The sequence below is a fragment of the Paraburkholderia tropica genome (assembly GCF_900109265.1).
GTDB classification, from domain to species: domain Bacteria; phylum Pseudomonadota; class Gammaproteobacteria; order Burkholderiales; family Burkholderiaceae; genus Paraburkholderia; species Paraburkholderia tropica.
The window spans coordinates 464,500-481,313 of the sequence record NZ_FNZM01000001.1; the positions used below are offsets into that span (position 1 = coordinate 464,500).

16 protein-coding genes are annotated in these 16,814 nt (G+C 65.7%); 8 read left to right on the top strand and 8 right to left on the bottom strand.

Annotation, left to right across the window (positions count from 1 at the left end; all coding sequences use genetic code 11):
• Positions 1 to 91: 91 nt before the first annotated feature.
• Positions 92 to 934, bottom strand: a complete 843-nt coding sequence (locus tag BMY06_RS02025) for a helix-turn-helix domain-containing protein (RefSeq protein ID WP_074981292.1) — start codon at positions 932 to 934, stop codon at positions 92 to 94.
• A gap of 219 nt (positions 935 to 1,153) precedes the next feature.
• On the opposite strand from BMY06_RS02025, the gene BMY06_RS39445 reads away from it, so the two are divergent.
• The 3 genes from BMY06_RS39445 to BMY06_RS02035 all read left to right on the top strand — a co-directional run bounded on the left by BMY06_RS39445 (position 1,154) and on the right by BMY06_RS02035 (position 2,280).
• Positions 1,154 to 1,315 (top strand): hypothetical protein, encoded by a 162-nt coding sequence (locus tag BMY06_RS39445; protein ID WP_167371392.1) that lies wholly within the window; start codon positions 1,154 to 1,156, stop codon positions 1,313 to 1,315.
• A gap of 219 nt (positions 1,316 to 1,534) precedes the next feature.
• Positions 1,535 to 1,966, top strand: a complete 432-nt coding sequence (locus tag BMY06_RS02030) for a DoxX family protein (RefSeq protein ID WP_065057662.1) — start codon at positions 1,535 to 1,537, stop codon at positions 1,964 to 1,966.
• A 44-nt stretch (positions 1,967 to 2,010) separates the two neighbouring features.
• Positions 2,011 to 2,280, top strand: coding sequence for a hypothetical protein (locus BMY06_RS02035; protein ID WP_074981294.1), 270 nt, complete (start codon positions 2,011 to 2,013; stop codon positions 2,278 to 2,280).
• Positions 2,281 to 2,417: 137 nt separating this feature from the next.
• Here the strand turns inward: BMY06_RS02035 and BMY06_RS02040 are convergent, their stop codons facing one another.
• The 3 genes from BMY06_RS02040 to BMY06_RS39450 form a co-directional block, all read right to left on the bottom strand.
• A complete protein-coding gene (locus BMY06_RS02040; protein ID WP_080180854.1) occupies positions 2,418 to 3,905 on the bottom strand; it encodes an MFS transporter in 1,488 nt (495 codons plus the stop codon).
• 167 nt (positions 3,906 to 4,072) lie between these two features.
• Positions 4,073 to 5,374: an MFS transporter gene (locus BMY06_RS02045; RefSeq protein ID WP_065057664.1), complete on the bottom strand. Its 1,302-nt coding sequence runs from the start codon at positions 5,372 to 5,374 to the stop codon at positions 4,073 to 4,075.
• 191 nt (positions 5,375 to 5,565) lie between these two features.
• The gene (locus BMY06_RS39450) at positions 5,566 to 5,742 is read right to left on the bottom strand and encodes a hypothetical protein (RefSeq protein WP_156773564.1); all 177 of its coding nucleotides are present in this window, start codon (positions 5,740 to 5,742) and stop codon (positions 5,566 to 5,568) included.
• Here BMY06_RS39450 and BMY06_RS02050 point away from each other — a divergent pair.
• Positions 5,741 to 6,460: a response regulator transcription factor gene (locus BMY06_RS02050; protein WP_065057665.1), complete on the top strand. Its 720-nt coding sequence runs from the start codon at positions 5,741 to 5,743 to the stop codon at positions 6,458 to 6,460. The genes BMY06_RS39450 and BMY06_RS02050 overlap by 2 nt on opposite strands.
• 119 nt (positions 6,461 to 6,579) lie before the next feature.
• Here the strand turns inward: BMY06_RS02050 and BMY06_RS02055 are convergent, their stop codons facing one another.
• Together BMY06_RS02055 and BMY06_RS02060 are read right to left on the bottom strand one after the other, a co-directional pair.
• Positions 6,580 to 6,861 (bottom strand): hypothetical protein, encoded by a 282-nt coding sequence (locus tag BMY06_RS02055; RefSeq protein WP_065057666.1) that lies wholly within the window; start codon positions 6,859 to 6,861, stop codon positions 6,580 to 6,582.
• A 193-nt stretch (positions 6,862 to 7,054) separates the two neighbouring features.
• On the bottom strand, positions 7,055 to 7,387 hold the full coding sequence (locus tag BMY06_RS02060) for a hypothetical protein (protein ID WP_074981297.1): 333 nt from the start codon (positions 7,385 to 7,387) through the stop codon (positions 7,055 to 7,057).
• A 331-nt stretch (positions 7,388 to 7,718) separates the two neighbouring features.
• Here BMY06_RS02060 and BMY06_RS02065 point away from each other — a divergent pair, with 331 nt between their 5' ends.
• Positions 7,719 to 10,958 (top strand): transglycosylase domain-containing protein, encoded by a 3,240-nt coding sequence (locus BMY06_RS02065; RefSeq protein WP_080180820.1) that lies wholly within the window; start codon positions 7,719 to 7,721, stop codon positions 10,956 to 10,958.
• A 105-nt stretch (positions 10,959 to 11,063) separates the two neighbouring features.
• Here the strand turns inward: BMY06_RS02065 and BMY06_RS02070 are convergent, their stop codons facing one another.
• Together BMY06_RS02070 and BMY06_RS02075 are read right to left on the bottom strand one after the other, a co-directional pair.
• Positions 11,064 to 11,588, bottom strand: a complete 525-nt coding sequence (locus BMY06_RS02070; RefSeq protein WP_065057668.1) for a glycine zipper family protein — start codon at positions 11,586 to 11,588, stop codon at positions 11,064 to 11,066.
• A gap of 19 nt (positions 11,589 to 11,607) precedes the next feature.
• On the bottom strand, positions 11,608 to 11,997 hold the full coding sequence (locus tag BMY06_RS02075) for a hypothetical protein (RefSeq protein WP_065057731.1): 390 nt from the start codon (positions 11,995 to 11,997) through the stop codon (positions 11,608 to 11,610).
• Positions 11,998 to 12,643: 646 nt separating this feature from the next.
• Here BMY06_RS02075 and BMY06_RS02080 point away from each other — a divergent pair.
• The 3 genes from BMY06_RS02080 to BMY06_RS02090 all read left to right on the top strand — a co-directional run bounded on the left by BMY06_RS02080 (position 12,644) and on the right by BMY06_RS02090 (position 16,801).
• On the top strand, positions 12,644 to 13,108 hold the full coding sequence (locus BMY06_RS02080) for a DUF2844 domain-containing protein (RefSeq protein WP_065057669.1): 465 nt from the start codon (positions 12,644 to 12,646) through the stop codon (positions 13,106 to 13,108).
• A 13-nt stretch (positions 13,109 to 13,121) separates the two neighbouring features.
• Entirely contained in the window at positions 13,122 to 14,684 is a 1,563-nt protein-coding gene (locus BMY06_RS02085) for a DUF3443 family protein (RefSeq protein WP_080180819.1), read from the top strand.
• A gap of 419 nt (positions 14,685 to 15,103) precedes the next feature.
• Complete coding sequence (locus tag BMY06_RS02090; protein ID WP_074981299.1) at positions 15,104 to 16,801, top strand: methyl-accepting chemotaxis protein; 1,698 nt, start codon at positions 15,104 to 15,106, stop codon at positions 16,799 to 16,801.
• The last annotated feature ends 13 nt before the right edge of the window (positions 16,802 to 16,814 follow it).

The following is a 16,814-nucleotide window of genomic DNA, read 5'->3' on the forward strand; positions in this document are numbered from 1 at the left end:
CATCGATATTTTAAATATGACAACTGCAATCGTGACGGTGGTCTCAATGACGATCATTTCGCCATCGGTACGAGGCCGAAAAGCCGTGGGGTTAATCGCGCTGTGTCTGCAATGCGTGGACAGTACGGGAATCCGCGGGAAAGAAAGCCTCGATGGCCAGTTCGGCAAGCGTGATGTCCACGGGCGTGCCGAACACGGTCGTGGTGCTGTAGAACGCCAGTTCGCCGAGCGCCGTCTGCACGCGCAGCGGTATCGCGATGGGATGCTGGACCGGTTCGACGGCCGCGTGGCCCGCATGCGGCGGCGCGGGATAGGCGGCGAGTTCGTCGTGCAGCGCGGCGAGCGTGGGGTCCGCGCTGACGTCGATCTGCCGTTGCAGGCGCGCGAGCAGATGCGCGCGCCAGGCGTGCCAGTTGAGGATGCGCGGGGCGATGCCGTCGGGATGCAGCGAGAGGCGCAACGCATTCACGGGCGCGGCCAGCAACGCGGGCGACGCGTCGCCGATCAGCGGCGCGAGCGCGTCGTTGGCGGCGACGATATTCCAGTGGCGATCGACCGCGAGGGCCGGATAAGGCGCGTGAGCACGCAGCACGAGTTCGACGGCCTCGCGCGCGGCCGCGAGTTGCGGATCGTCGAGCGCGCGTTCGCGATAAAGCGGTGCGTAGCCGGCCGCGACGAGCAGCGCGTTACGTTCGCGCAGCGGCACGTCGAGACGCTCGGCGAGATGCATCACCATTTCGCGGCTCGGCGTGGCGCGCCCCGACTCCACGAAACTCAGGTGGCGCGTGGAAATTTCCGCTTCGGTGGCGAGCATCAACTGACTCATGCGGCGACGCTGCCGCCATTCGCGCAACAGTTCGCCGACACCGCGGCGCGCGTCGCCGGAAGCGGGTACGGCGAGCGCCGACGTGAATGCAGACGTGAGCGTGTTCATGGCGCCGATTCTAACGAAATCGCGCCGTCGCGCGATTACTTCAGACGTAATGGCGGCGCTGCATGCGTGCGATTCTTTTTTGTCGACGCGGCGATGCGGGCATCATGTGAATCCCGCGCGTTTGTGCGCGCGCGGTGTGCGCGCAAGCCACTTATCGCTGCGCGTGCGATCGCCTAGAATGCAATTTCACTTTTCGTGCTGACATGGCGGGAGAAGGCCATGAGGGAAACGGTTGTCGCTTATCTGCTGGGTCCAGCCGTGATGGTGCTGATCTGCGCCGCCATGTGGGCCGCGTCGCGCCATCATCGCGGCGGTTTCGAGGCGCGCGTCGCGCGCTGGCTCGATGCGCACCGGGGGCACGGCATTCGCCACAAGCATTGAGCGTGCCAGTGCAGCGCTGCAATCGGTGCAACGGCGGCGGCGCCTTGCGGGTATACGTGCATTCCATTCGCGGCGAGCGTCAGGCGATTTACGCCAATTGAATGGCACTCCGAAGTAATTGATGCGCTGCGGCGCTCCGGCCGTATCGGGTCTGTCCCGTATGCGGGGAACTGTATGACAGTACACGTGTCACTGCCATATTGCGAAACGGAGCCTTCCATGACACGACCCGCCGACTCCCTGATCATTTTCATCGCCCGCATCCTGCTCGCGATCCTGTTTTTGTGGGGCGGCGCCATGAAACTGCTGGGTTACGCGGGCTTTATCGGCTATCTGCATTCGCGCGGCGTGCCGTACGTGCAGGTCGCGGCGCCCGTGGTGATCGCGGTCGAACTGCTCGGCTCGCTCGCCCTGATCTTCGGCGTGCGCATGCGCGCCATCGCGTTCCTGCTGGCCGTGTACGCTGTCGTCACGGCCGTGCTCGGGCATGACTTCTGGAATGTCACCAATGCCGCACAGCAGCAGGAAGCGGCCGTGCATTTCTGGAAGAACGTCGCCATTGCCGGCGGATTTTTGCTGCTCACGGTAACGGGCGCGGGACGTGCTTCCATCGATGGAATGCGCGCGCCGCGCGGTGGCCTGCGAGGCTGAGCGCCGCGCCGCATCCCCGATCCCCTGAACGCAAGGAGCCGGCTTTGATCCAGAATTTCGATTTCAACGTGGGCGGCAAGACCGGGCAATTCTGCGCGAGCCTCGCCGACGACGGCACGCGCCGCGTGCTGATCAGCACCGCCGATACGGCCAAAACGCTGGTGATCCTCGACGCGACCGGCGTGCTCGGCGCGCTCAAGGCCGAACTCGAGGAGCCCGAGCAGTTGATCGCGCACGCTATCCGCAAAGCGCAGACCGAAGGGCTCATCGAACGCGCGCTCGCCTCGGGCGCGATTCAGGAGACGTCGCTCTAGCGCGCCTCTTCTTATCCGCACGTTCGGGCGATGCTGCGTCGACGCGGTGTGTCACGCAAGCGTCATGCTCGATGTCGTCTCAAGCGCGCCGCCGGGCTTTGGCCTTCGCGGCGCGCGTTGACGTCCTTCTCTTTCGTTTAGCGCGATGCCTTCATGCGCGGCGCCGTCTCGGCGGCGGGCGGCGCGTGGGCGGCGTCCGTCCGCACGAAGCACGCGAGCGCCGCCGCAATCAGCAGCAGGATCGCCGAGATCGCCGCGTCCGCGTGCAGACCGCTGACGACTTCCGTCGCCGCGCCGCTGCCCGTGAGCGCGCCGAACGCCGCCACGCCCACCGCGCCGCCCGCCTGGCGCGCCGTGTTCAGCAACGCCGACGCCGTGCCCGCGCGCGCCGGTTCGACCGAGGACAGCACGGTCGTCGTCATGGCCGGCACGGCGAGTCCCATGCCCGAGGGAATCAGCAGGAAGGCGGCCATCATCGCCAGCAAGGGCGTGCTTGCGTCGACGGGCATCAGCAGCGCGTAGCCGAGTCCGGCGAGCAGGGCGCCGCCGATCATCGGCGCACGCGTGCCGAAGCGCGCGACCACGTGGCCGCTCGCGATATTCGAGAGCAGAAAGCCACCTGTGAGCGGGATGAACGTGAGCCCGGCCTGTAGCGGCGTCTGACCGCGCGCATGCTGGAGAAACAGCGCGAGCACGAACACCGTGCCGTAATAGGTGAAGTTCACGCAGATGCCGAACAGCACCGACGCGCTGAAATTACGGTTGCGCAGCATGCCGAGCGGCAGCATCGGCGAGTCGATGCGCGCTTCGAGCATCACGAAGGCCACGCCGGCGATCAGCGCGAGCGCGAGGCCGCCCGACACCGCCCAGTGCGCGAGGCCGAGCGGCCGCCATTCGATTACCGCGCCCGTGAAAGCCGTGAGCGCGACGACGGCGAGCAACTGGCCGCGCAAGTCGAGGCTGCGCGCGGCGGCGGGTTGGGCGGTGCCTGTTTCGGAAGATGCTGAAGCGGCGGAAGCCTTGCGCGGCGCGGGAATCCACAGCAGCGTGGCGGCGAGCCCGGCCGCGCACAACGGCAGATTCACGAGGAAGATGCTGCGCCAGCCGAACGCCGCGATCAGCAGGCCGCCCGCGACCGGCCCGGCGGCGATCGAGATGGCCCCGGCGGCGGTCCAGAAGCCCACGGCGCGCGCCCGCAGCGTGCGTTCGTGGCGGCAGGCCTCGTTGAGCAGCGCGAGCGAATTCGGCAGCATCGCGGCCGCGCCCGCGCCTTGCAGTGCGCGCGCGGCGATCAGCATGACCGGATCGGCGGCGAGTCCGCAGGCCAGCGAGGCGAGCGCGAACACCACCAGCCCGATCGCGTACAGACGGCGCGCGCCGTAGCGGTCGCCGAGCACGCCGCCGGACAGCATCAGCACGGCGAAGGCGAGCGTGTAGGCATCGACGATCCATTGCAGCCGCGCGACATTGGCGTGCAGGTCCGTGGCGATGCGCGCGAGCGCGATATTGACGATGGTGACGTCGAGCTGCGTCACGACGAAGCCCACGCTCACGGTGGCGACGATGCGGGCGAGCGCCGGCGTGAAGCGCGCGGGCGGGGCGGAGTGCGGATGGGAGGGGTTCATGCGACTCATCATAGGCCGCGTGAGGCCGACGACGTTTCGGGTTGAGGTGAAAGATGGGCGCACGTTCCAGGCCCGCGAAGTCGGCGCCTGCGCGCGCGCCAATAAAAAAGCGCCACATCGCGAACGATGCAGCGCCATCCAGGTGAGCGCAGTCTTTCGGGGACCGATCAGCGCGTGCGCGCCGGGTCCTTGAAGAACAGCGTGGTCAGCGCGCCCAGCACGCAGATCGCCGCGACGTAGTACGGCGGCGCGAGCGGCTCCGACTTCATCATCAGCGCGACGACGATCGGCGTGAGTCCGCCGAACACCGCGTAGGCGACGTTGTACGAGAACGAGATGCCCGAGAAGCGCACCACGGCCGGGAAGGCGTTGACCATCACGAACGGCACCGCGCCGATCGTCCCGACGAGCAGGCCCGCCACGGCGTAGAGCGGCATCAGCAGCGAGCTGTCCACGGCGAGCTGGCGGAACAGCGTGTAGTACGCGATGGCCAGCGCCACGCCGCCGATCGACAGCACGCGGCGCGCGCCGAAGCGGTCCGCGAGCGCGCCGGCGCTCACGCAGCCGACGGTGAGGAACAGCGTGGCGACGCAGTTGGCGAGCAGCGAGGTGGTGGCGTCGAGATGGAACTGCTTCTGCAGCAGCGGCGGCGTCATCAGGATCACGACGACGATGGCGGCCGACAGCATCCACGTGAGCAGCATCGACACGATCACGGCGCGGCCGTGGTCGCGAAGCACGGCCTTGAGCGGGACTTCGTCGGCGAGCGACTTGCGCGCCTGCATTTCCGCGAACACGGGCGTTTCGTGCAGCCATTGGCGCAGATACACCGAGAACAGCCCGAACACGCCGCCGATCAGGAACGGCACGCGCCACGCCCAGGCCGAGATTTCCGACGGCGCGAAATGGTGATTCACCGCCGCGGCGATCAGCGAGCCGAGCAGGATGCCGAAGGTCAAACCCGCCGTGAGCGTGCCGCACGCGTAGCCGATATGGCGGCGCGGCACGTGCTCGGAGACGAACACCCACGCGCCCGGCACCTCGCCGCCGACAGCCGCGCCCTGCAGCACGCGCAGCGCGAGCAGCAACACGGGTGCGAATACGCCGATCGTCGCGTAGGTCGGCAGGCAGCCCATCGCGAGCGTGGGCAGCGCCATCAGCAGGACGGAGAGCGTGAACATGCGCTTGCGGCCGAGCAGGTCGCCGAAGTGCGCCATGACGATGCCGCCGAGCGGACGCGCCAGATAGCCCGCCGCGAAGATGCCGAAGGTCTGCAACTGGCGCAGCCAGTCGGGAATTGCCGCCGGAAAGAACAGCTGGCCGATGGCCGGCGCGAAGAACACGAAGATGATGAAGTCGTAGAACTCGAGCGCGCCGCCGAGGGCGGCGAGGCCGAGCGTCTTGTAGTCGCTGCGCGTGAGCGCGCGCGCCGGTGCGCTCGCCTGAGCGCCCAGATCCGTAGCTTGCATGTCCGAAAACCGAGAAGTTGTTATGAGCCGTGGGACGGCACGTCTATTGGCTTCACCGGCAGGCGCGCGGGTGGCGCGGCGGGCGGCGGTGGTCGGGCGCGGATCGCGGGTGCGGATCGAGGCCTGGTAGGCACGGGGAACGGCGCGCGGTTCCGGGTAGGGCACGCGCCGACGCTGACCAATCCGCGATTTTACAGTAAGCCGACGATGCGCCCGGCATCGGCTTCTGGAGGATTCCTGTCAGGTTTGGTGGAGTCGCCGTAGGAATGCGGCGCACTGTTGCGCAATTCGGACTGATCTGATGGGCGGCCTTTGCAATTCTCCACAGAATTGCCGCCAGGTTGTCTGACATAGAGAGGTGTCTTCATGCGTATCGCGATTCTCCAGCGCGACCCCGTCCAGCGCGCGCAGATCGAGCGGGTGCTCGGCCAATGCGGGCATGCCTGCATGCCGTTCAGCGACGGCATCTCGCTGGCCAAGGCGCTCGCCGCCTCCACGGTCGACATGCTGGTGCTCGACTGGCAGGGCACGCGGCTCTCGGGCGCGGAGCTGCTGAAAACGGTGCGTGCGATCAACGGCAATCAGATTCCGGTGCTGTTCGCGTCCGAAGACACGTCGGACGACAGCGTGCTGCGCGCCTTTTCCGTGGGCGCCGACGACTACGTGAGCCTGCCGGTGTGTCCGTCGGTGTTTCGCGCGCGCGTGAACGCGCTGCTGCGGCGCGCGTTTCCCGATCGCTTCGACAACGTGACGCTCGACGCCGGCGCCTATCGCTTCGACATGCGCCGTCAGGCGGTCACGGTGCGCGGCAAGAGCGTGGAGCTGTCGGGCACGCAGTATCGGCTCGCTTCGCTGTTCTTCGCGAACGTCGGGCGCGTGCTGTCGCGCGATCATATTTACGCGATGGTCTGGGGCCGCGAGTTGCAGACGCTCACGCGCACCATCGACAGCCACGTTTCGCGGCTGCGCGTGCTGCTCGACATCGAACAGCACAACGGCTACCGGCTGCAGCCGGTCTACAAGAGCGGTTACCGCCTGTTGCGTCTGCAGGACGACGCTGCACCGCTGCAGCGCGAGGCGGCCTGATCTTCGCGAACGCGCCGTCGCGAACGCGGCGGGCAAAAAAAAGGCGGCACGTCATGCGTGCCGCCTTTTTGTTTGCGCGGTCCGGCTGTGCGGGACCGACGCGGAATCTGTGCGCCGCTTCAGCGCGCGAGGCCGAGTCCTTGCAGGACCGCATTGCCTTCGTTCGTCAGGCGGATCTTCGTGGCGCCCACGTCGACGTCGCCGGGCACCTGCTCCACGAGACCCGCTTCCTGGAGCATGGCGATCTCGGGCTTGGCGTGCGCGTCGATGGGCGCGTGCAGCAACAGCAGCAGCGTGGCGAGCTCATGATGGCTCAACAAGCGGCGCAGGATCGTGCGTTTCGCGGGCTTCGCCGGTTGCTCGTTGCTTGCTGCCTGATTCTTCGAACTGGTCCAGTACACGGGCACCTCCTGCTTCGTTGTCTTTCTGGTGACGCGATGATGCGGACGAAGACTTAAACGATTCTTAAAACCGTCCGCTCAATTGTGTCGCGGTACTACACCGGGTTACGCCAGTAAGCAGGTGTTAATGCGGGCTGCATCGACAGCCGGAATGTCCGCCTGGTGTTCCGCAGCGCGGACCGCGATTCCGGAATCATGGTGCGCAGGTTTTGCTCGCGCCCTCAATCCAGAAATTCTTCGCGTGGCGCTTGCCCGCGTAGAAACGATAGGTGGTCGTGCCGTTGTCGGCGCGCACCTTGATCACGTTCGAGTCGCCGAAATCGAGCATTTCGCCTTGCGGCAGCGACGTCGTGTTGAAGCTCGATCCGTGCCGCGTCGCTTCCACCGTCAGGCAGGAGATCACGTCCCGCACCGAGCGGTTGGTCGTGGAATCGATAACGGGCTGGCCGGAATCCGGATTGCTCTGGAACCAGGCGCAGGCGCCAAGCGTGAGCGAAAGGGCGAGGGGCACGACGAGCTGCTTCATATTGCTCCTGTTAACCAGTTAACCGTGTGGGCGACCGGCGCGAAGTCAGGGGAAGCCCTTGCGAGCCGCGCGGCGGCGCGCCGGAAAAAATGAGCCAAAGATTATATCGGCAGCACGTCGCGTGCCGCCGCGCGCAAGGCAACGCAGCGCGTGAAAAAACGCGCGATGCGTGACGGAAAGCGGGCGCATCGCGGAACAAGCGGGCACGTGTGTTGCACAGACGCGACTTGCGCGCCCGTCGCGCGACACAGACGCACACGTTTGATCGCGGCGAGATAGACTATTCGACAGGTGCACTCCGCGATCTGACGCGACGTCAGGGAGAATAACCATGAGCCGCCCGTCGATCCGTTTTCCTGTTCGTGCCACCGGTACCGGCTCGGTCTGGCGGTGGATCAAGTGGGGTGTCATCGTCGCGCTGCTGGCGGCGATCGTGATCCTCGCGCGCATCGTACAGATCGAAATCGACACCTCGCGATTGCAGGCGCGCTATCTCTCCGAACTCACACGCGACATCGGCTTCACCGTCGAAAACGGGCCGAGTCACAGCATCCGCTTTCCCACCACGAACGGTCCTTACGACACGCGGCTCGGCTACGCCCAACTGCCGATGTTCACCGACCGTCTTGCGCAGCGCGGCTTCGCGGTTGCTTCGCAGGCCCGTGATTCGGAACGCATGATTTCGCTGGCCGATCAGGGTCTTTTCATCCCGTTCGAGGAGAAGGACCAGGCCGGCATCGCGCTGCGCGACGCGAATGGCGCGACGCTGTTCCACACGCGCTATCCGCAGCGCGCCTATGAAAGTTTCGACGCCGTGCCGCCGCTCGTGCGCGACTCGCTGCTGTTTATCGAAGACAAATACCTGCTCGCCGCCGATCAGCCGAACCGCAATCCGGCCATCGACTGGGGCCGTTTCAGCCACGCGCTGATCGATCAGGGCGCGCGCCTCGTGAACCGCCATCAGCAGACGCCGGGCGGCAGCACGCTCGCCACGCAGATCGAGAAGTTTCGCCATTCCACCGGCGGGCGCACGTCCACGCCGCCGGAGAAACTGCGCCAGATCGCGTCGGCCTCCGTGCGCGCGTATCTCGACGGGCCGCAGACCATGCCCGCGCGTCAGCAGATTCTCGTTCATTACCTGAATTCCGTGCCGCTGTCGGCGAAGGCGGGCATCGGCGAAGTCAACGGGATTGGCGACGGGCTCGCGGCTTGGTACGGGCGCGATTTCCGCGACGTGAACCGCGTGCTGCGCGCGCCGGTGTCGAGCGCGACGCTCGACGAACAGGCGCTCGCGTTTCGCCAGGTGCTGTCCTTGCTGATCGCGCAGCGCGCGCCTTCGTATTTCCTGCAAAAGAACAACGAAGCGCTCGCGAAGCTCACCGACAGCTATCTGCGCCTGCTCGCGAACGGCGGCGTGATCACGCCGCAATTGCGCGACGCCGCGCTCGCCACGCAACTGACGCTCGACCGCTCGAAGCCCGCGCCGCGCCCGGCCGTGTCGTACGTGGACCGCAAGGCGGTGCTCACGTTGCGCACGCAACTGATGCAGGCGCTCGGTCTGAAGACGCTTTACGACCTCGACCGCCTCGACCTGACCGCGACCGCCACGCTCGACGACGGCGTGCAGCAGGCGGTGAGCGACCGGCTCGCCGATGCCGCGACGAAGGACGGCGCGCGCGCGGCGGGACTCGTGGGCTTCGAGATGCTGCGCCCTGCCGACGATCCGTCGAAGATCGCGTACAGCTTCACGTTGTTCGAGCGGCGCGGCGGCGAAAATCTCGTGCGCGTGCAGACCGACAGCGTGAACCAGCCCTTCGATATCAATTCGGGCGCGCGCCTGAATCTGGGCTCGACGGCGAAGCTGCGCACCATCATCACGTATCTGCAGATCGTGAGCGCGCTGCACACGAAATACGCCGACCAGGATGCGAAGACGCTGCGCGCGGAACTGCCGCAGGTGGACCCGAGCGATGCGCTCACGCGCTGGGCGATCGACTATCTGTCGAAGACCTCGGACCGCTCGCTGCCCTCGATGCTCGAAGCGGCCGTGGAGCGCAAATACTCGGCGAGCCCGGGCGAAACCTTCTACACGGGCGGCGGCGCGCAGAGCTTCAATAACTTCGAGTCGAGCGACAACGGGTCGATTCTCACTCTGCACCGCGCGTTCCAGCATTCGGTGAATCTCGTGTTCGTGCGGCTCATGCGCGACATCGTCCACTACGAGATGATCCAGACGTCCGGGCCGCCCGCCACGTGGCTCGACGATCCGGCCGTGCGCAACCGCTTTCTCACGCAGTTTGCCGACGGCGAAAGCCAGGTCTACATGAAGCGCTTCTACGCGCGCTATCAAGGCAAGAGCAACGACGAAGCGATCCAGATCCTGCTGCAACACACGCGCAAGGGACCGGCGCGGATCGCGACCGTGCTGCGCAGCGCGAATCCGGACGGCTCGCTCGCGTGGTTCGATACGCAGATGCGCGCGCAACTGAAGAACACGAAGTTCCAGTGGCTCGACGACGAAGAGCTCGCGAAGTACTACGACAAGTACGCGATCGACAAATTCAACCTCAACGATCGCGGCTATATCGCGGGCATTCATCCGCTCGAACTGTGGCTGCTGCTGTATCTGCGCTCGCATCCCGACGCGACGCTCGCGCAGGTTCAGCAGGCGAGCCGCGATACGCGTCTCTATACCTATAAGTGGCTGTTCAAGACGAAGTATCACGCGACGCAGGATCGCCGTATCCGCCACATGATCGAACTGCGCGCATACGACGCGATCGGCAAGTCGTGGCGCGCGCTCGGCTATCCGTTCGACAACATCACGCCTTCGTATGGCGCGGCGATCGGCGCGTCGGGCGACCGGCCGTCGGCGCTCGCGTATCTGATCGGCCTCGTGTCGAGCGATGGCCAGAAGCTGCCGACGCACAGCTTCGAATCGCTCGACTTCGCGCGCGGCACGCCGTACGAGACGCGCTTCGTGCATGCCGCCACCGCGCCGCAGCCGCTCATCTCGCCGGATATTTCGAAGGTGGTGCGCGAGCTGCTGACGTCGGTGGTGGAGGGCGGCACGGCCAAGCGTCTCGCCGACGGCATGACCTTCCCCGACGGCAAGAAGCTGGACGTCTACGGCAAGACCGGCACCGGCGATCAGCGTTTCAATGTCTATGCGCCGGGCGCGCGGCTGATCGAGTCGCGCAAGGTGAACCGCAGCGCCACGTTCGTGTTCGTGATCGGCAATCGCTTTTATGGCACGCTGACCGCGTGGGTGCACGAGCCGTATGCGGCGCGCTACACGTTCACGAGCGCGCTCTCGGTGCAGTTGCTCAAGTCGCTCGCGCCGGTGCTGCAACCTTTGCTCGAGGATCAGGACGCGCCCGACGGCAAGCTCAAGGCGGCAACGGGATCGAAGGAGATGACGCTGATCGATCCGCAAACGGGCGCGATGCAGCAGGTGAGTCTCGCGTCGCTGAACGCGGCTGCGCAAAGCGGATGGACCAGCACGATGCCGGGCTTCTATGCGGATGCCGGCTCAACGGGCGCGATGGGTGCGATGGCGAAACGGAAATGAGCGCTCACTGCGTGCATCGATGAACGTGATGCCGATAAAAAACGCGCCCGGATGGGCGCGTTTTCTTTGGTGCCGCCGATGCGCCCGTGAGCGCGATGGCGAAGCTCAGTACGAGCCGGCGTCCGGAGGCGGCGGCGATCCCGGCGGCGGCGGCGGCAGATAACGCTGCTGCGGTTGCGTCTGATACGGCTGCTGCGTCTGCATGCGGCCCGCGACCGGAATGCGGTTGCCGTTGCCGTACATGCACTGCAGATACGCGTAGTCGTAACGGCGTTGCACGTCGTAAGCCGAGCCTTGCACGTTGCCCATGCCGACCGCGCTGCCCGCGAGCAGGCCCGCGCCCGCGCCGATGGCCGCGCCCTGGCCGCCGCCGAACGCGGCGCCGGCTGCCGCGCCGAGTGCGGTGCCGACCACGGCGCTGCCCACGCCCGCATTTGTTGCGGCCTGGTTGGTGGCGCCGCCGCCGACCTGCTGGAAGGCGAACTGGCGGCAGTTGTAGTCGTCGTTGCGGAACTGGTCGAAGGTCTTGCCGGTGCCGGGCAGCGCCATCACGCTCGGGCCGGTCGGCACCACGGCGCACGCGCTCAGGAGCCCCGCCGCGGCAAGCACCGCGAGATAAGTCGATTTCATGTGCAGCTCGTCTGGTCGGTTAGTTCGAAGGGGCCGCCTGGGCGGGCACCGAGCGCCAGCCCGACGCGCATTGCTTCACGTACGGGTAGTAGGTCTTGGAGGCGTCGCAGTAGTACCAGGTGTCGCCGTTCTGGCTGGCGGCGACGCCGTTCGGGCCGTTGGCGGGCCCTTGCTGGTAGACCGCGTCCGGGTCGCCGGCCTGGCCCTGCTCGACGTAGTCGGGCGGCGGCGGGGGCGGCGGGGTGACGATGACGGGCGGCGGCCCCCAGTAGTAGGGCACGGGCGCGACGGGGTAGTAGTACGGCACGCCGCCGCCGATGAACACGCCGACGCGCGCCGCGTTCGCCGCGCCGCTCACGCAGGCGATGGCGGCCACGGCAGCCCCGAGAATGAATTTCGACCTTCTCACAACGATCTCCAGTACGGATGGTCCCGGGCCGGTCAGCCCGCGCATGATGAAACGCTATGACAAGGCGGGGTTCAATGCAATTACGCGAGTTGTACTGTTTTTTCGAGTTGTTACAACTCGGTGACGGCGTCCGGTACGCACCTCGGACGCTCGCGCCGTTCGGAGCACAAGCTGCGGCTTCGTGGTCGTATCGGCGGTCTTCAGTCGCTTCTTGCGCGGTTCGTGCGCGGCGCGTGTGTTTGCCGTAAGCTGCGCGTCGGTAATATTTGGATATTTGAGACAAGTGCCTGTTGAGCGATGTCAGGCCTGATTCTGGCTTTCGGATTGAATAGAAAAAGCCGGATGTCCCCCAGAATGATCTGAAATCCTCGACGTCTTGTCCGGTCAAGATGTGCCGCGCAATGTGCGCGCATCTGTCCCGATCGCCGCTCGAATCGATCCTCTGTCTACCCATGCCGTTGTTTCGCGCTCGCCCGTGCGTTCGGGCTTGCGCGGAATTCGCCATCGGCGCCGCGCGCGACCGCGAAAAAGTCGAATAGTCATTTCGATTCGCCGCGCGCGGTACACGCGCATGCGCCACTTAGACTGGCCGACCGCCGCGTGATCGGCGCGGCGCCATCCTTGAAAATTAATAAGGACTACAAAGATGAGGAAAATTCTGATGGGCGCGGCGGCGTGCGCCGTCGTGAGCGCAGCGCCCGCATGGGCCGGTTTGGGTGGCGCGCCGACTTATCCGTCGGCGCCACGCATGCCGGGCATCCGCACGATGACGGCAGCCAATGGCGTCGCCGCGTCCTACACGGTGACCACGGCCACGCTCGCTAACGGCACCGTGATTCATGAGTATCTCGATAGCGCCGGTACCGTGTTCGCGGTGTCGTGGCGCGGTCCGCGCGTCGGCTCGCTCGAAACGCTGCTCGGCAATTACTTTCCGGCGTGGCAAAAAGGTCTTGCCGAAGCGCGTGCGGCGCGCGGCGGCGGCCACGGCCCGGTCTCGATGCACGGCCCCGATCTGGCCGTCGAGTCGGGCGGCCACATGGGGGCGCTGACGGGGCGCGCGTGGCTGCCGAAGGCGCTGCCGCAAGGCATGAGCGCGGATCAGATTCAGTGAACGGAGCGAGACGATGAACAAGATCATTCTGGCTTCGGCACTCGCGCTAAGCGTGGCGCTCGTGGCGTGCGGAGGCGGTGGGGGCGGCGACGAGGGCGATGGCGCGCCGGGCCAGGCGGCGGTGTCCAACGGCAGCGCGCCGTCGAGTGGCGGCGCATCGGGTTCGGGAACGAACGGGGGCAAATCGGGTTCGGGCAGCGCGACGAGCGCGACGAATAACCCGCCGAATAACAGCAGCTCAGGCAATAACGGTTCGGCTGGCGGCAAGGCCGGTTCGGGATCGACCACGCCTTCGGGCAACGCGGGCGATGGCGGTTCGGCGTCGGGCGGCCAGAGTTCGGGCGGCACCGATTCATCGGGCTCGTCGGGATCATCGGGCTCGGGCACTTCGGTCGGCGACACGTCCGGCAGCGGCGCTCCGGGCGGCGGCAGCAGCGACGGCGGCGCGCCCGACGGCGGCGCAACCGCCGACATCGGCAACACCGTCGCGGTGAGCGTTTCGTCGGCGAGCAGCGTGCGCAATGTCCCGCTCGTGAGCGTGACCGTCTGCCAGCCCGGCAGCAGCGGCCAGAAGAACTGCGCGACGATCGACAACGTGCTGCTCGACACCGGCTCGTTCGGCCTGCGCCTCTATGCATCCGCGATTCCGCCGGCCACGCTCGCCGCGCTGCCGATCCAGCGCGACGCCGCGAGCGGCACGAACGTCGCCGCGTGCGGCATGTTCGGCTCGGGTTATACGTGGGGCAGCCTGCGTAGCGCCGACGTGAAGCTCTCGCGCGAAATCGCCGCCTCGGCGCCGATCCAGGTGATCGGCGATCCGGCCATCGTGTCGAGCGCGCCTTCGTCGTGCGTCTATAACGATTCGCTCAACACGACCGGGTCGCTCGGCGGCGTGAACGGCATTCTTGGCGTGGGCGTCGCGCGCAACGACTGCGGCGCGGCGTGCGCGAGTTCGGCGCAGGCCGGCTATTACTACGCGGATGCCGCGCCGGCGACGCCCATCGCCATGCCGCTCGCGAACCAGGTCACCAATCCCGTCGCGCTGTTCCCGATCGACAACAACGGCCTGATCGTCGATATGCCCGCGATCGACGCGACGGGCGCGCTGACGTCGTCCGGCACGGTGATCTTCGGCGTCGGCACCCAGTCGAATAACGCGTTGCCGGGCGCGGGCACGACGATCCTCGCGACCGACCGCTGGGGCAATTTCAGCGGCAGCGTCGCGGGCGGCGCGGCCGTGCCCGCGTTCATCGATTCGGGTTCGAACACGCTGGGCTTCGAGGACTGGGCGCTGCCGCAATATCAGGGCTTTTACGCGCCGGTTTCGGCGATCCAGCGCGCGCTCGCGCTCTCCGACACCACGGGCGCGGCCGCGACGGCCAGCATCGGTATCGGCAATGCGCGCGCGCTGCTCGCCACGCGTTACACGGCGTTCAGCACGCTCGGCTCATTCCTCGGACAGACGCTCGATCTCGGCATGCCGTTCTTCTATGGCCAACGTGTCTGGTACGGCATCGAAGGCACGCGCGCGGGCGCGAATGTCACCGGACCTTATGTGAGTTTTGCTGCCCGGTAATGCTTTCTTCAGGTAATTAGCATAAAAAAGCGCGCTTATTTCAGCGCGCTTTTTTTATTCAAACTACTCTGTCAGGTTCTCATTAACAACATAAAAAGTATTTGCAAAGCATGATTCGTTTCCCCTATTATTCGCACCTCATGCAAAGTTCGATCGGGTACGCGTAAGGCGGCAAAAAATTCCCAATGGCGCCCTAAAAAATTCACGAATACAAACGTTTGCCCTGGCGAAAACCCTTAGTCAAGGCGTCAGACCGGGCGCCGTTATAGCGCAAGTAGGCCGGACCGTTTCCAATCGGTCCTTTTTGCAAGACCTAAAATGCACTGGCGTTTTAAAACGTCGACAAAAGCCACTGAGAGAAAGCTTGCGATTTGCATGCAGATTGCGAGTTGCGCGCCATGACCACGAGGGAAATAACAATGGAACATTCGACGCCCGAGCGTCAGCTCGAACTCATCGAGCTGAGCGCGGTCACCGCTGCGCTCAATCGCGTGCAGGCCGTGATCGAATTCGATCTGCAAGGCATCATCCTGCATGCTAACGAGAACTTTCTCGCAACCGTTGGCTATACGCTCGATGAAGTGCGGGGCAAGCATCATCGAATGTTCTGCGAGCCCGAGTACGCGCGCAGCGAACCGTATCGACTCTTCTGGGAGCGCCTCGGCCGCGGCGAATTCGATCGCGGCGAATACCGACGTCTTGGCCGCGACGGCCGCGAAATCTGGATCAACGCGTCGTATAACCCGGTGTTCGGCGAAGACGGCCGTCCCTATAAGGTCATCAAGTTCGCGACCGACATTACCGCGATCAAGCAGCAGCACGCGGAATACGAAGGCCGTTTGCGCGCCATCGACAAGGCGCAGGCCGTGATCGAATTCGACACGCAGGGCATCGTGTTGCAGGCGAACCAGAATTTTCTCGACACGCTCGGTTATCGGCTCGAAGAAATTCAGGGCAAGCATCACCGCATGTTCTGCGACGAACTGTACGCATGCAGCGCGGAATATACCGAGTTCTGGGCCAAGCTCAATCGCGGCGAATTCGATGCGGGTCGTTACAAGCGCATTGGCAAAGGCGGGCGCGTGGTGTGGATTCAGGCGACCTACAACCCGATCTTCGACGTCAATGGCCGTCTCTACAAGGTCATCAAATTCGCCAATGACGTGAGCGCGCAAGTCGAGCTCGAAGAGAGCGTGAAGCACCGCGCCGAAAGCGATCAGCGCAAGGTGGAAACGCTGCTCGAGGTGGTGCGCAATGCGGCGGCGGGCGACCTCACGGGCAAGGTGGAAGTGGCCGGCGACGATCCCATCGATCAGCTCGCAGCCGGCATCAAGAGCATGATGAGCGACCTCTCCGGCGTGATCGGCAAGGTGGTGGAATCGGCGGGCACGTTCAAGGATTCGTCGCAGGACATCGCGGCGCGCGCGGATACCGTCGCGGGCGGCGCGCAACTGCTCGGCGCGACGGTCGAGGAAATGAACGCGTCGATCGAGGAACTGACCGCATCGATCAACTCGATCGCCGACAACTCGCGCGGTGCGGACCAGCTCGCCAAGGACACGCAGCAGGAAGCCGAGCGCGGCGCGAAAGCGGTGGGCCGCTCGATCGAATCGATGGAACTCATCAACCGCTCGTCGGAGGATATCGGCGAGATCATCAAGGTGATCGGCGAGATCGCCAGCCAGACCAATCTGCTCGCCTTCAATGCGGCAATCGAGGCCGCGCGCGCGGGCGAGCACGGGCTCGGCTTTTCGGTGGTCGCCGACGAAGTGCGCAAGCTCGCGGAGCGTTCGTCGCAAGCCACCAAGGAAATCTCCAAGCTGATCAACGAGTCGGTCAAGCGCGTCGCGCAGGGCAGCGAAATCTCGAAGCAGGCCGGCGAGGCGTTCGAGCGTATTCTCTCGGGTGTGAGCCGCACGACGCAGGCCATTTCCGAAATCTCCTGCGGTGCGGACGAGCAATTGATCGCCGCGCGCGAAGTGGCCGCCGCGATCCAGCAGGTCGCGGAAGAGACCGAGAAGTCCGCGGGCGCGTGCGACACCATCGCGCGCGCGGCGGCCTCGCTCAGGGGCGGCGCGGAAGGACTCGACACGACGGTCGCACGCTTCGTCGTCTGACGATCAGGAGAGA

Excerpts from the sequence above, each read along its gene's own strand:
- BMY06_RS02085 (WP_080180819.1), top strand. The coding sequence starts at position 13,122 with ATGAACAAGATCATTCTGGCTTCGGCACTCGCGCTAAGCGTGGCGCTC.
- BMY06_RS02025 (WP_074981292.1), bottom strand. The coding sequence starts at position 934 with ATGAACACGCTCACGTCTGCATTCACGTCGGCGCTCGCCGTACCCGCT.
- BMY06_RS02040 (WP_080180854.1), bottom strand. The coding sequence starts at position 3,905 with ATGAACCCCTCCCATCCGCACTCCGCCCCGCCCGCGCGCTTCACGCCG.
- BMY06_RS02065 (WP_080180820.1), top strand. The coding sequence starts at position 7,719 with ATGAGCCGCCCGTCGATCCGTTTTCCTGTTCGTGCCACCGGTACCGGC.
- BMY06_RS02080 (WP_065057669.1), top strand. The coding sequence starts at position 12,644 with ATGAGGAAAATTCTGATGGGCGCGGCGGCGTGCGCCGTCGTGAGCGCA.
- BMY06_RS39445 (WP_167371392.1), top strand. The coding sequence starts at position 1,154 with ATGAGGGAAACGGTTGTCGCTTATCTGCTGGGTCCAGCCGTGATGGTG.
- BMY06_RS02070 (WP_065057668.1), bottom strand. The coding sequence starts at position 11,588 with ATGAAATCGACTTATCTCGCGGTGCTTGCCGCGGCGGGGCTCCTGAGC.
- BMY06_RS02030 (WP_065057662.1), top strand. The coding sequence starts at position 1,535 with ATGACACGACCCGCCGACTCCCTGATCATTTTCATCGCCCGCATCCTG.
- BMY06_RS02050 (WP_065057665.1), top strand. The coding sequence starts at position 5,741 with ATGCGTATCGCGATTCTCCAGCGCGACCCCGTCCAGCGCGCGCAGATC.
- BMY06_RS02045 (WP_065057664.1), bottom strand. The coding sequence starts at position 5,374 with ATGCAAGCTACGGATCTGGGCGCTCAGGCGAGCGCACCGGCGCGCGCG.
- BMY06_RS02090 (WP_074981299.1), top strand. The coding sequence starts at position 15,104 with ATGGAACATTCGACGCCCGAGCGTCAGCTCGAACTCATCGAGCTGAGC.
- BMY06_RS02060 (WP_074981297.1), bottom strand. The coding sequence starts at position 7,387 with ATGAAGCAGCTCGTCGTGCCCCTCGCCCTTTCGCTCACGCTTGGCGCC.
- BMY06_RS39450 (WP_156773564.1), bottom strand. The coding sequence starts at position 5,742 with ATGAAGACACCTCTCTATGTCAGACAACCTGGCGGCAATTCTGTGGAG.